10 protein-coding genes are annotated in these 12,751 nt (G+C 69.7%); 7 read left to right on the top strand and 3 right to left on the bottom strand.

Annotation, left to right across the window (positions count from 1 at the left end; genetic code table 11):
- Positions 1–2: 2 nt before the first annotated feature.
- On the bottom strand, positions 3–569 hold the full coding sequence (locus tag G6O54_RS15905; protein ID WP_165226633.1) for a hypothetical protein: 567 nt from the start codon (positions 567–569) through the stop codon (positions 3–5).
- 81 nt (positions 570–650) lie between these two features.
- Complete coding sequence (locus G6O54_RS15900; RefSeq protein WP_165226632.1) at positions 651–1,202, bottom strand: hypothetical protein; 552 nt, start codon at positions 1,200–1,202, stop codon at positions 651–653.
- Between the two features lie 120 nt (positions 1,203–1,322).
- On the opposite strand from G6O54_RS15900, the gene G6O54_RS15895 reads away from it, so the two are divergent.
- Positions 1,323–2,114 (top strand): ThuA domain-containing protein, encoded by a 792-nt coding sequence (locus G6O54_RS15895; RefSeq protein WP_250846918.1) that lies wholly within the window; start codon positions 1,323–1,325, stop codon positions 2,112–2,114.
- Between the two features lie 136 nt (positions 2,115–2,250).
- The gene (locus tag G6O54_RS15890) at positions 2,251–4,302 is read left to right on the top strand and encodes a hypothetical protein (protein ID WP_165226631.1); all 2,052 of its coding nucleotides are present in this window, start codon (positions 2,251–2,253) and stop codon (positions 4,300–4,302) included.
- 79 nt (positions 4,303–4,381) lie between these two features.
- Here the strand turns inward: G6O54_RS15890 and G6O54_RS15885 are convergent, their stop codons facing one another.
- Complete coding sequence (locus G6O54_RS15885) at positions 4,382–5,473, bottom strand: peptidylprolyl isomerase (protein ID WP_165226630.1); 1,092 nt, start codon at positions 5,471–5,473, stop codon at positions 4,382–4,384.
- 304 nt (positions 5,474–5,777) lie between these two features.
- Between G6O54_RS15885 and G6O54_RS15880 the strand changes: the two genes are divergently transcribed.
- From G6O54_RS15880 to G6O54_RS15860, 5 genes are all read left to right on the top strand, one after another.
- Complete coding sequence (locus G6O54_RS15880) at positions 5,778–6,764, top strand: type I phosphomannose isomerase catalytic subunit (RefSeq protein ID WP_165226629.1); 987 nt, start codon at positions 5,778–5,780, stop codon at positions 6,762–6,764.
- Positions 6,765–6,867: 103 nt separating this feature from the next.
- On the top strand, positions 6,868–7,851 hold the full coding sequence (locus G6O54_RS15875; protein ID WP_165226628.1) for an AAA family ATPase: 984 nt from the start codon (positions 6,868–6,870) through the stop codon (positions 7,849–7,851).
- A 113-nt stretch (positions 7,852–7,964) separates the two neighbouring features.
- Entirely contained in the window at positions 7,965–9,362 is a 1,398-nt protein-coding gene (locus G6O54_RS15870; RefSeq protein ID WP_165226627.1) for a DUF58 domain-containing protein, read from the top strand.
- Positions 9,359–11,626, top strand: coding sequence for a transglutaminase TgpA family protein (locus tag G6O54_RS15865; RefSeq protein WP_250846917.1), 2,268 nt, complete (start codon positions 9,359–9,361; stop codon positions 11,624–11,626). The genes G6O54_RS15870 and G6O54_RS15865 overlap by 4 nt, the downstream gene beginning before the upstream one ends.
- Before the next feature lie 79 nt (positions 11,627–11,705).
- Complete coding sequence (locus tag G6O54_RS15860) at positions 11,706–12,728, top strand: DUF933 domain-containing protein (protein WP_165226626.1); 1,023 nt, start codon at positions 11,706–11,708, stop codon at positions 12,726–12,728.
- The last annotated feature ends 23 nt before the right edge of the window (positions 12,729–12,751 follow it).

The following is a 12,751-nucleotide window of genomic DNA, read 5'->3' as shown; positions in this document are numbered from 1 at the left end:
GATCAATAGACGTCCCGCCCGCGCGAGAGCCGGTCTTCCAGGCCGTCGGCGAGGTCGGCGATCCGGCGGAAGATGTTGCGGGCGTCGAGCGTCGAGACGACGTCGGCGGCGAGGTTCTCGACGACGACGAAGTATTCCTCGCCCCGGAGGACGCGGATGGCAAAGTGGCCGTCGGTCATCCGGGCGTTGTGGGTCAGCAGGGTCCGGCAATCGCGATCGTTGGCCGGCCCGCAGACCGAGACGAGCCCGAGCAGCGGGCGGCCCTCTACGTCGGTGCCGGAGGGCCCGATGTAGACGGCCTGCTTGCGGTCCAGGCGGAGCGGTACGGTGATCCGCCAGCCGTGGCTGGACGGGACGACGTCGAAGCCGGACCGGGCCACGAAGTCGCGGATCACATGCTCCACGTCGGGGTCCGCCGGCTCCGGCGCCTCGTAGGCACCGAGCGCCTCGACCGCGGCGCCGGCGTCCGCCTGCACCGCGCCGAGCGGCAATCCGCAGCTCGCGCAGAAGCGGTCCGAGCGGATGTTCGGCAGGGTGCAGCGGGCGCAGATGATGGTGATGGTCGCCATGCGGGATGACTCGGCTTGCGCGGGCGATCGGGGCGGGCCTCGACTTCGCTCGGCCCCCCCCGACTGGGCGTCCGGATGAGGCTACTTACCCTCGATTTCGATCGACTCGATCAGCTCGTTGAAGGCCGGCTTGAGCGCGGTCATGGTCTTGTCCGGGCCGACCATCTTGAAGAAGTAGCCGGCCTTCTCGGTCACGACGATCGCGCCGAAGAGCCGGGCGTTGTCCCGCTCGGGCTCGACCGGCCTGCCCGGGAAGTTGGTCGGCGTGTAATGGCCGGCGGTCTCCACGCGGGTGACCTCGACGTTCTTCCCCTTGAGGGCCTTGCTCTCGATCTTGGGGGGATTGCCGTCCGCGTCCTTGAACTGCTGCTGCCACCGCTTGACGTTCTGGTCCACCGTGCCGGCGCCGCCGGGGAAGATGAACAGGACGAGCTCCGCCGGGAACTCGTCGCCGTCGACGGGCGCGACCTTGAGCTGGGCCGCCCGCATGCCGGAGGCGGGGACCGACTTCCACGACTCCGGCGCCTTGAACGAGAGGCCGTTGGTGTCGATCGATCGCTTCGGATCGTCGGCCCCGAAGGCCAGCGTCGCCACGGCCAGCGCGGGCAGGATGAAGAATGTTCGTCGATTCATCGCGTGTCGTCTCCCTGGTGTTTCTCGGGCCCGAACTGCCGCTTGCGAGCATCCCGCCGTCCGAATAACCTACCTGCATCGGCGGCAATCACGTGCTCTCGGCGAGACAGGAGCCTTGTGGTGATACGAACCCGGATCGCTTTCGCCCTCGTTGTCATGTCCATGGTCGTGATGCCCGGGCCGCTGGCCCCAACCCCCGCCCGAGCCCAGAAATACGCGCCCGGCGGGGCGAAGGTCTACCTGCTGACCGGGGGCAAGCGCCAGCATCACGGATACCGCGACCAGGCATTTTACCTTGCCGAGTCGCTGGAGAACACCGGGCGTTACGAGGTCACGCTGGGAGAGGACGCGGCGATCCTGGAGACGCCGGCCCTCCGCAAGTACGACCTGATCATCGCCAACGCCGACCGCCGCGACCCGGAATTCCGCTACACGAAGGCCCAGCAGGAGGCCCTGCTGAACTTCGTGAGGTCGGGCGGGGGCTACGTCTCGATCCACGGCGCGGACAACGCCCCGGACGACTGGGTCCCCGAGTTCAAGGTGATGCTCGGCGGGGTGTTCTCCCACTTCGGCCTCCCGGATGGGAAGACGAAGAAGGGGGAGTACACGGTCAAGATCGCCGACAGGGCCAGCCCGATCACCGCGGGGCTCGCCGACTTCAAGATCAAGGATGAACTGTACTATCACATGCAGATGGCCCGCGAGATCCAGGCCCTGGCCACCGTCGAATACCAGGGCGCGACATGGCCGGTCGCCTGGACCAACGTCTACGGCTCCGGCCGCGTCTTCCACCTGGTCTTCGGCCATCGCGACTTCGGCCCCGGCAAGGACGACCCGGTCCGCGACGCGAACCTGGGCCGGCTCCTTTTGCAGGGGATCGACTGGGCGGCCGCCGGCAAGAAGAGCAAATGACCCCGGCGCGGCCCTCCTTCCGCCCTCGTCGGTCGATCCCTCCCGCTGATCGGGGAGATGGTTGAAGTGGCGGCGGGGCGCGCGACAATGCACGCAGTTGCGATGACCGCCGCGACCGCCGGGGGGAGGACCATCGATGGCCACGATGCCGATCACGAGGGTCGTGCTCTACAAGCACGGCGTGGGGTACTTCGAGCGCGAGGGGAAGGTCCACGGCGAGGAGTCGGTCGCGCTGGCCTTCCGGAAGGAGGAGGTCAGCGACGTGCTCAAGTCGCTGATCGTCCTGGACCTGGACGGCGGCCACGTCTCGTCCGTGTCGTACGACTCGACCCGGCCGCTCCACGAGCTGCTGGCCGACGTGGCGCTCGAGATCTCGGACGAGGACGGCGTCGCCGGGCTCCTGCCCCAGCTCACGGGGGCCACGGTGGCCCTCGGTACGGCCGGCGGCGGTGTCGCGGAGGGGATGGTGCTGGGGCTGGACACGATCAGGACGACGACGCCGGAGGGGCTCGTCGAGACGCCCGTGCTGTCGATCCTGAACGACGGCCGGATTCGCTCGTTCGAGCTCCCCGAAGTCTCGTCGATCGAGATCCGGGACGAGGCCGTCCGCCGCGACCTGGAGTACTACCTCAGGACCCGGCTATCCGCCAAGAAGAAGGACGCGCGCGGGTTCTCGATCTTCGCGAAGGGTGAGGGGGAACGGCGGCTCCGCCTGGCCTATACCGTGGCCGCGCCGGTCTGGAAGGCGACCTACCGGCTGATCCTCGGCGAGGAGGACAGGGCCCCGATGATCCAGGGCTGGGCCGTCGTCGACAACACCCAGGATGAGGACTGGGACGACGTCAGGCTCTCGCTGATTTCCGGCCTCCCGGTCTCGTTCGTCCACGACCTCTACACGCCGCGATCGATCCGCCGGCCGGTCGTCGAGGTGAAGGAGACGACCGGAGTGCTGCCGCCGGAGGTGGAGGCGGGGATGGACATGGACATGCTCACGCTGTCCTCGCTCGACGAAGTGGAACCTGCGGCCATTGCGGAGCGATCGGCGTACCGGCGGATGGCGAGCAGCGTCAAGGCCGCGGCCCCGGCGCCCCCACCACCCTCCGCGGTCAGCTCGACCCCCACGCAGGTCCGGGAGCGGAAGCTCGGGGACCTGTTCGAGTACGAGATCGAGCACCCGGTGACCATCAAGCGGAACCAGGCGGCGCTGGTGCCGATCGTCCTCCGCGAGTTCAAGGGCCGGCCGGTGCTCCTCTACAACAAGCGGACGCGGGCCGAGAACCCGATGCGGTGCGTCGAGCTCGAGAACACCACGGGCCTGACCCTCGAAGGGGGCCCGCTGACGGTGCTGGAGGGTGGGAGCTACGTCGGCGAAGCGATGCTCGACACGCTCAAGCCGGACGAGACCCGGCTGGTGCCGTTCGCGGTGGAGCTTGGCGTGAAGGTGCTGGACAACGTGGACAGCCACGACGAGCAGACCGCCCGGGTGGTCATCCGCCGCGGGACGCTCGAGAGCCGCCGCGGCCAGATCCGGAGCACGACCTACGCGTTCGACAACAAGGGGGACGCGCCGGCCGTGGTCTACCTGGATCATCCCCGCGAGGCGGACGACTGGACGCTCGACGAGCCTCCGACCGCCCACGAGATCACCGAATCCTACTGGCGGTTCCGTTTCGACCTGGCCCCGAAGGGGATCACGACGTTCACCGTCCGGACGCAGCGGCTGATCCGCCAGCGGATCGTGCTGGCCGACACGTCCGCGTGGCAGCTCGAGTTCTGGGCCGAGCAGAAGGAGCTGGATGCCCCGACGGTGAGGGTCCTCCGCGAGGCCCTCGCGCTGATCAACCGGGCGAGCGCGGCCCAGGAGCAGGCCCGCCGCCTGGCGGAGGAGAACAAGGCCCTGCACAAGGAGCAGGAGCGGCTGCGAGAGAACCTCAAGGCGCTCGGCGATCGGGCCTCGGAGAAGGAGCTCCGGGAACGGTTCGTCAAGACCTTCGGCGCGCAGGAAGACCGACTGGAAGCCATCGCCGCGGAATTGAAGCGGCTCGAGGCCGAGGCCGCAAAGCTCCGCAAGCAGGCGTCGGATTCGCTGGGGGCGCTGAGCTTCGAGGCTGACCTTGGCGGGGATTCGCCCCCGCCGGGCCCCGGCGGCGGGAGGCCCTCGCCGAGGCCGAAGGCGAAGCTGAAGTGACGGGGGGGAGGCGACGCGTCGCGTCCGCGAGGCGGGCCCGTGGGGCCGGCCTCGCGGGCTGCGAAGGAGGGCTACCGGCTCAGAGGCCCGGCTTGGGGGTCGCCGCGCCGGCCGCGGGTGCCGGTGCGGCCCCACCCGCCGGGGCGGCGGGTGGGTTCGGGAACAGGTCCTTCGGCATCGGCTTGACGTCGATCTTGGCCTGCTTTCGCTCCTCGTTGAGGAGGTTCTTCTGGAGGTCGCCGGCGTAGTAGCGGATGATGGCGGTCTTGACCTGGTCGAAGTCCGGCAGCTTGCCCTCCTTGCGGTCGGTCACCTGGATCAGGTGGAGGCCGTAAGGCGTCTCGACCGGGCCGGAGATCGACCCCTTCTTGAGCTTGAAGGCGACGTCCGTGAACTCGGTGATGAAGCCGCTGCTGAGGGTGATGTAATCGAGGTCGCCGCCGGCGGTGCCGGCGTTGGCCGGGTCCTCGGAGTACTTGTTGGCGGCCTCGGCGAACGTCAGCTTGTTGGCGTCGAGCTGGGCCTTGATGTCCAGGAGCTTCTTCTTGACCTTCTCCTTCTCGGCCGCCGGGGCGTCCGGCTCGACCCGGAGCAGGATGTGGCTGGCGCGGACCTGGGTGCCGCTGAAGAGGTCCTGGTTGTCGATGAGGTAGCGCCGGAGCTCGGCGTCGGTCGCCTTCGCCTGGACGTACTCCGACCAGCGGATCCGGTTCTCCATCTCGGACCGGAGGTCCTTGATGTCGAGGTTGTTCTCCTTGAGGGCGGTCTGCAGGTCCTGCTTGTCCTGCTTCAGGCTGCTCTCGACGCGGGCGATCTCGGCGTCCACCTTGGAGGGATCGACGGCGATCTTCTGGCGGTTCAGGAACATGGTCAGGAGCTTGGTGTTGACCAGGGAATCGACCGCATCGTGGTAGAGCTGATCGCGGTTCTCCGTGGCCGGGATCGGATACCGGCTGAGGAAGTTGACGAGCTCCCCCTTGGTCACCTTCTCGCTGACGCTCCCCTCGGTGACGGTCGCCAGGACGTCGTCGGCGCCCGGGACCTTGGGGGCGGCCTGGGTCCCGGCCGCCGGGGCGGCCGGCTGGGCCTGGGCGAGCGCAGGGGCCGCAACCCCCGTGCTCATCCCCACGATCATCATCGAAAGTAGCCCGGCCTGGACGCTCCTGCCCATCGAACCATTCTCCGTCGCGAGGGATCACCGAGGACGATCGCCGGTCGAAGGCGGCGATGGGGCGGGGAAAGGGCCGCCCCGCGTCCCCTCGCAGCGGGGACGCCGGTTTATCACTTTGTACCGGTTTTGCGGGCTCCGCTCAATCCCGGGGGCTGGCCCGCCGGCATCAGGACCACCTCCGCGCAGGGCTCGCGCGGTCGCCCGTCGGGGCCGGCTCCTACATTATTTCGCCCGCGGATGCTCTAATACGTGGCGTCCGCGACCATGGTTCGCCGCCGCGCCATCGAGGCTGAGGAGCCCTGTCATGAGCCCGCCCCCCCTCTATCCATTGCACTTCACCCCGATCCTCCGCCGGCTCCTCTGGGGGGGACGGCGACTTGGGACGGTGCTCGGGAGGCCGATCGGCGACGCCGCGGACTACGCCGAGAGCTGGGAGCTCTCCGATTACAAGGACCTGGTCAGCGTGGTCGATGAGGGGCCGCTTGCGGGGACCTCGCTGCGGGACCTGATCCGGGAGCGGCCCGCGGAGCTGCTGGGGGACGGGCTCGCGGGGCGGACGCAGTTCCCGCTGCTGGTGAAGTTCATCGACGCCCGCGAGGACCTCTCGGTCCAGGTCCATCCCGACGACGAGAAGGGGAGGCGGCTGGCCGACGACAACGGCAAGACCGAGACCTGGGTCATCGTGGCGGCCGAGCCGGGGGCGAGGATCTACGCCGGCCTCAAGCCGGGGGTGGACCGCCGGGCGCTCGCCGCGGCGATCGAGGCCAGGAATTGCGCGCCGCTGCTCCACCATTTCCCGGCCCGGCCCGGCGATTGCGTCCTGATCGAGGCCGGGACGGTCCACGCCATCGGCGCGGGGGTCCTGCTGGCCGAGATCCAGCAGATGTCCGACGCCACCTTCCGGCTCGACGACTGGGGACGCGTCGGCGCCGACGGCAGGCCCCGCGAGCTGCACGTGAGCCAGTCGCTGGAGTCCACCGACTTCTCCCGCGGCCCGGTCCAGCCCGTGGTCCCAACGCCCACCAGGACGGCGGCGGGGAACCTCCGGGAGGGCCTCTCACGCACCGACTACTTCGCGCTCGAGCGCTGGCGGCTGACGGCCCCGGAACGCCTGGGGACCCCGGGCCGGTTCACGATCCTGGTCGGGATCTCGGGCGAGGCGACGGTCTGCGGGGGCGGGACGGCCGTCCCCCTGGGCCCGGGCCGGACGCTCCTGCTGCCGGCATCCGCCGGGGCCTGCGAGGTGGTCCCGGGCGCCGAGGCCGTGCTCCTTTCCTGCACGGTCCCCTGACCCGCCCGGCGCGCGGCGTTGGCATGGGAGCGACCATTCTATATACTGACCGGCTATTCCAGGTCGCGGCCAGGGGCCGCCCCACCAGGCTCGAGTGGCACGCATGAATCAACCCCAGACGATCGAATCGGGCACCGACGAACAGACACTCGACGACCTGCTGAGCTTGTCCAACCGCCTGGTGGAGAACGTCGGCCTGGTCGTCCTGGGCAAGGCCGAGGTGGTCCGGCTCGCCATCGTGGCCCTGATCGCCGAGGGGCACATCCTCATGGAGGACGTGCCCGGCGTGGGCAAGACCCTGCTGGCGCGGGCCATCGCGGCCAGCATCGACTGCACGTTCCGGCGGATCCAGTTCACCCCGGACCTGCTGCCATCGGACGTCATCGGCTCCAGCGTGTTCCACAACCCCACTGGTGAGTTCGTCTTCAAGCCGGGGCCGCTGTTCTCGAACGTGATCCTCGCGGACGAGATCAACCGGACGACCCCGCGGACCCAGAGCGCGCTGCTGGAGGCGATGAGCGACCGCCAGATCTCGGTCGAGGGGAAGACCTATCCCCTGGACCCGCCGTTCATCGTCCTTGCGACGCAGAACCCCTACGAATTCGAGGGAACCTACGTCCTGCCCGAGAGCCAGCTCGACCGGTTCATGATCCGGCTGCACATGGGCTACCCGATCCGCTCCGAGGAGCGCCGGCTGCTGGCCAGCCACCGCGACGGGACGCCGGTGGAGTCGCTCTCCCCGGTCCTCAGCATCGATGACGTGCTCCGGCTCCAGCGGGGTGTCCGGCAGGTCCGCGTGGACGACTCGATCGCGGATTACCTCCTGGACATCGTCCACCTGACCCGCCGGAGCGAGGACCTGCACGTCGGGGTCAGCACCCGGGGGGCGCTGACGCTCTACCGGGCGGCCCAGGCGCTGGCGCTCGCTTCCGGGCGGGATTACGTGATCCCCGACGACATCAAGGGGCTGGCGGTCCCCGTCCTGGCGCACCGCGTCCTGGGCAAGTCGTTCCTCCAGGCGGGGCAGTTCGGGGCCGCGGAGGCGATCATCCGCGACATCGTGGACCGGGTCCGGGTGCCGGGCTGATCCGGATCGGCCCGGCGGATTCCATCGATCGAAGGGCGGCGGCGGGCAAGAAGGGCGGGACGGGACGGTACGAGGCGGAGCGAGTCCGGGTACGACCGGAGGGGTCCCCAGCGATGAGCATCGAGGAGAGGATCCGCCCGGCCGGCTCGCGGGGGGTCGTGGGCCGCGTGGCGCGGGGTTTCGCCCAGGCGCTGGTGCCGACGGATCGGACGATCCCGACCCGCGAGGGCTTGCTCTATTGCCTGGTGGTCGCGCTCCTGCTGGCGGCCGGATGGACCCAGCAGGTGAACCTGATCCTGCTGGTCTCGACGCTGGCGGCGGGGCCCGGGCTGACGTCGCTGATCGGCGGCCGGGCGTTCCTGAAGAAGCTGAGCGTGGTCCGGCGGGTGCCTCCATACGTCTTCTCGGGCGACCCGCTGGTCATCGACTACACGCTCGAGAACGGCCGTCGATGGTCGGCCGCCCTGGCGATCTTCATGGAGGACCTGCTGGTGCCGGTCGACCGCCAGTCGACCGCGTCGGCGACCGCGCCGCGGGTCTTCTTCCCCCGGGTGCCGCCCGACGATCGCGTCCGCGTCCGGTGGGAAGGCGAGACGCCCCGCCGCGGGAGATACCGGTTCCGCGACCTGGACCTGGGGACGAGGGCGCCCTTCGGGCTGGTCGAGCGGCGCGTGACCATCCCGCTGGCGGAGGACATCGTCATCTATCCCAGGATCGGCCACCTCACGCGGCGATGGTTCCAGCTCCAGCGGCTCGCCAATGAGAACCGGATGGGGAAGCGGCGGGACAGCTCGTCCCAGCACGAGGAATATCACGGGCTCCGCGACTACCGTTCGGGCGACAGCCCCAGGTGGATCCACTGGCGGACCTCCGCCCGCCGCGGCGAGCTGATGGTCAAGGAGTTCGAGCAGCAGAACGAGCAGGAGTTGGCCCTCCTGCTGGATCCGTGGCTGCCGCGAACCAAGGTGCCGCCGGAGCTCCGCGACGCCATGGAGGAGGCCATCTCGCTGGCCGCCACCGTCTGCGTGGAGACGTGCCGCCGCCAGGGGCGGCGGATGGTGCTGGGCTGGACCGGGGCGACCCCGGGCGTCTGCCAGGGCCAGGGGTCGGTCAAGCTGCTCCACGAGCTCCTCGAGCAGCTCGCGGTGATGCGGCCGGCCACCGAGGGGACGCTGTCGGAGCTGATCAACGCCCTGCCGCCGACCACCCTGCGGGATTCGCTGCTGGTGATCATCTCCACCCGGCCGGTGCAGCTCGCCGAGGAGGCGGAGCGGTCGGCGCGGCTGGCCGGCGGGGCGGCCCGCAGCCTGCTCTCGCGGACGATCCTCCTGAACGCGGCCCAGGGTGAGCTCGCGGAGCTGATCGAGGGGGTCGGCAAGGGCTCTCGAAGCCTGATCGAGCATCGCCTCACGAGCGCGGAGCAGGACCGGCTGGAGGACCATGAGGAGCGAAGGCGGGCGATGCCGGCGACCGTCGCGGGCGGGACCCGCAAGGGAGGCACGGCGCCGTGAAGACCGGCATGATCTATCGGGTCAGCTTCTACCTGATGCTGACCGTGGCGACCAAGCTCCTCTGCGGCGACGCGGCGGATTCCCGGATCGACGGCCTGCTCCCCTTCGCGGTGGCGGGCGCGGGAGTCCTCGCCTTCCTCACCGTGGACCAGGTGCCGCGGTGGGGTCTGCCCCGGGAGGTCGCCAACCTCCTGGCGGTGGGGACGCTGGCGATCCTCTACGGCGAGTACAAGTCGGACGAGACCCAGTTGATCCGCGCCCTCGGGCACTGGGTGGCCTGCCTCCAGCTCCTCAAGTACTTCCTCCCCAAGACCTCGGAGGACGACTGGTTCCTCTTCCTCCTGGGGCTGACGCAGGTGCTGATCGGCTCGGTGACCAACCAGGGGGATTCGGTCGGGCTCTGGCTCTTCTTCTGGGCCGTGCTCGCGGTCTGGGTCCTCGGGCTCTTCTTCCTGGAACGAGAGGCGAGGAGGTACGGGGTCCGGGGCGACGAGGAGGCCGGCCCCGGCGAGGCGTCGGACCCCTATCGCGGCCTCTTCGACATGGCCTACGTCTTCATGAGCGTCCGCGTGCTGGCCCTGACCCTGGTCCTGGGTGGGCTCTTCTTCCTGCTCCTGCCCCGCCAGGTCGGGGCGAGTCGGGCACGCGGCTCCGGCGGCATGGCCCGGCACCTGACCGGGTTCGACGAGGAGGTCAAGCTCGGCCAGCTCGGCGAGATCCTCGAGAACGACAGCATCGTGATGACCGTCGAGCTGACGGACATGGATCACAAGCCGGTCCGGCCGGCGGCCGAGCCCCTCTGGCGCGGGGTCACGCTCACGAAGTACGAGAAGGGGCTGTGGCGACGCCAGAACAAGGGGGCGATCCACTCGATCCAGGTCCTCGCCTACAAGCCCTCGACGGATCTATCGACCACGCCGATCCGCCAGGTCATCAAGCTCGAGCCGAACGACTCGCCGACGCTCTTCGCCATGAGGCCGGTCCTGGACTGGCCGTCGACGGGCCGGCAGTCGCCCGCCATCTCCATGAATCCGATCGACGGCACGCTGGCCCGCAGCGAGACCCGCGGCACCTTCGACTACGAGGTGATCTCCGACGCCGATGGCGAAGGGCCGCAGGTCCAGGAGTCGCCGATCCCGGCGGATCGCCGGAAGGCACTCCTTACGGTCGAGGAATCGATCCTCGAGCGGCTCCGGGAGATCGCCGGGCCGATCGTCGAGGGCCTCCCCGCCGAGGGGCGGGAAGGCGTGACGGCGCGGGCCCGCGCCCTGGAGGCCTACCTCCGCGACAGCGGCGCCTTCGGGTACACGCTGGAGATGAGCGTGGCCGACCCGAAGGTGGACCCCGTGCTGGACTTCCTCACCAACCGGCACGAGGGCCATTGCGAGTACTTCGCCAGCGCCCTGACCCTGCTGCTCCGCTCCGTGGGCATCCCCGCACGGGTCGTCAACGGCTTCAAGGGGGGCGACTGGAACGAGATCACCAAGATGATGAGCGTTCGCCAGAAGCACGCCCATAGCTGGGTGGAGGCGCTCATCGAGGAGCACCCCATCGATGCGCCCCTCTGGCTGACGCTCGACCCCACGCCCGGGACCGAGCGCGAGCAGTCGCTGGCCCAGGTCGGCAGCATGCCGGGCCAGCTCAGGTCGGTCACCGACCTCGTCCGATACGTCTGGGTCTTCTACATCCTCGGCTACGATTCGGCGCGACAGAACCGGATCCTCTACGAGCCGATCGCGGCCACGGTGAAGGCCGTCCGCGACGGCTATGCCACCATCTGGGGGTGGGCCAAGCGCACGTTCGCGCGGCTCTTCGACTTCCAGACCTGGGGCTCCTTCATCAGCGTCCGGGGGTTCGTCGTCACGTTCCTCCTGGGCACGATCCTGGTGTTCGTGGGCAAGTTTGCCGGCTGGCTCCTCGCCAGGGCGATGAGCTGGTGGAGGGGCCCCCAGGACGACTCGCCGGGGCTCACCGCCGGGATCCTCTTCTATCGGCGGCTGACCCAGCTCCTGGCCGAGTACGAGCTCGAGCGGACGCCGGCCGAGACCCAGGGGGAGTTCGCCCTCCGCGCCTCTCGATTCCTCGCCGGCCTGGGCGCGGGGGCGCAGGCCATGGCGGCGGTCCCCGGGCGGATCGTCGAGGCCTTCTACCGGGTCCGATTCGGCAGCCGCGAGCTGACCCCCGAGACCCTCACGGAGCTCGAGGGCCAGCTCGACCTGCTCGAGGAGCGGATGCGGCAGTCCGACCGTTCCGCCGGGGCGTAGGCCACGTTGGAGGCCACGCCGCCGGGGCGAGCCCGGGAATCCTGATTCCGTTTCCGTCTTTCAGAAGGGTGTTCGTGGCATGCGAGTGGGACTGGTCGGATTCGCGGGCAGCGGCAAGAGCACGCTCTTTCAACTCCTCACCGGCGCGGTGCCCGACCCGGGCAAGGTGCATTCGGGGCAGGTTGGCGTCGCCGTGCTCAACGACCCGCGGCTGGAGTTCCTGGCCTCGCTCCACAGCCCGAAGAAGATCACCCCGGCCACGGTCGAGTTCCTGGACACGCCCGGCCTGATGCCGGGGAGCCACGGGGACAACCCCCAGCGGCTCGCCCTCATCCGCGAAGGAGACGCGCTGCTGATCGTGCTCAACGGGTTCTCCGGGACCGACCCCGCCGCCGAGCTCGCCGCCTTCCGCGAGGAGATGCTGTTCGCCGACATGAGCGTCGTGACCAACCGCGCGGAGCGGCTGGAGGCGAGCGTCAAGAAGCACCGGCCGGACTGGGAGGTCCAGGAGAAGGAGCTGGCCACCGTGCGGCGGATCCTGGCGGCCCTGGAATCGGGCGAGACGGTCGCCTCCCTGGGGCTCTCCGACGAGGAGAAGAAGCCGCTGCGGTCGTTCGGCCTGCTCACCGACAAGCCCCAGGTCCTGGTCCTGAACGCCCCCCAGGGCGAGGGCGTCCCGGATGCCCTGAAGGCCCAGGCCCCGGACGCCCTGGCGCTCGACGCCAAGCTCGAGCTCGAGCTCGTCCAGCTCGACCCCGCCGAGCGGGAGGTCTTCATGGCCGATCTCGGCGTGACCGAGCTCGGCCGGGCTCGGATCATCCGCGCCGCCTACGATGCGGTGGGGATCATCACGTTCTTCACCGCCGGCGAGCCGGAGGTCCGGGGCTGGAACCTCGAACGCGGCGGGACCGCCGTGGAGGCCGCCGGCAAGATCCACACCGACCTGGCGAAGGGCTTCGTCCGCGCCGAGGTCACCGCCTACGACGAGCTCGTGGCGGCCGGTTCCCTGAAGGAGGCCAAGGCCCGCAAGCTCCAGCGGCTCGAAGGCAAGGAGTACATCGTCAAGGACGGGGACGTCGTCTATTTCCGGAGCGCGCTCTGAGCCCGCGATCCGATCCGGCGAGC

It is taken from the genome of Aquisphaera insulae (assembly GCF_011064615.1).
Classification (GTDB): domain Bacteria; phylum Planctomycetota; class Planctomycetia; order Isosphaerales; family Isosphaeraceae; genus Aquisphaera; species Aquisphaera insulae.
This window is presented reverse-complemented; position numbering and strand designations above follow the sequence as displayed.

Coding starts and splice junctions, on each gene's coding strand:
- G6O54_RS15905 (WP_165226633.1), bottom strand. CDS start 569: ATGGCGACCATCACCATCATCTGCGCCCGCTGCACCCTGCCGAACATC.
- G6O54_RS15900 (WP_165226632.1), bottom strand. CDS start 1,202: ATGAATCGACGAACATTCTTCATCCTGCCCGCGCTGGCCGTGGCGACG.
- G6O54_RS15890 (WP_165226631.1), top strand. CDS start 2,251: ATGGCCACGATGCCGATCACGAGGGTCGTGCTCTACAAGCACGGCGTG.
- G6O54_RS15885 (WP_165226630.1), bottom strand. CDS start 5,473: ATGGGCAGGAGCGTCCAGGCCGGGCTACTTTCGATGATGATCGTGGGG.
- G6O54_RS15880 (WP_165226629.1), top strand. CDS start 5,778: ATGAGCCCGCCCCCCCTCTATCCATTGCACTTCACCCCGATCCTCCGC.
- G6O54_RS15875 (WP_165226628.1), top strand. CDS start 6,868: ATGAATCAACCCCAGACGATCGAATCGGGCACCGACGAACAGACACTC.
- G6O54_RS15870 (WP_165226627.1), top strand. CDS start 7,965: ATGAGCATCGAGGAGAGGATCCGCCCGGCCGGCTCGCGGGGGGTCGTG.
- G6O54_RS15860 (WP_165226626.1), top strand. CDS start 11,706: ATGCGAGTGGGACTGGTCGGATTCGCGGGCAGCGGCAAGAGCACGCTC.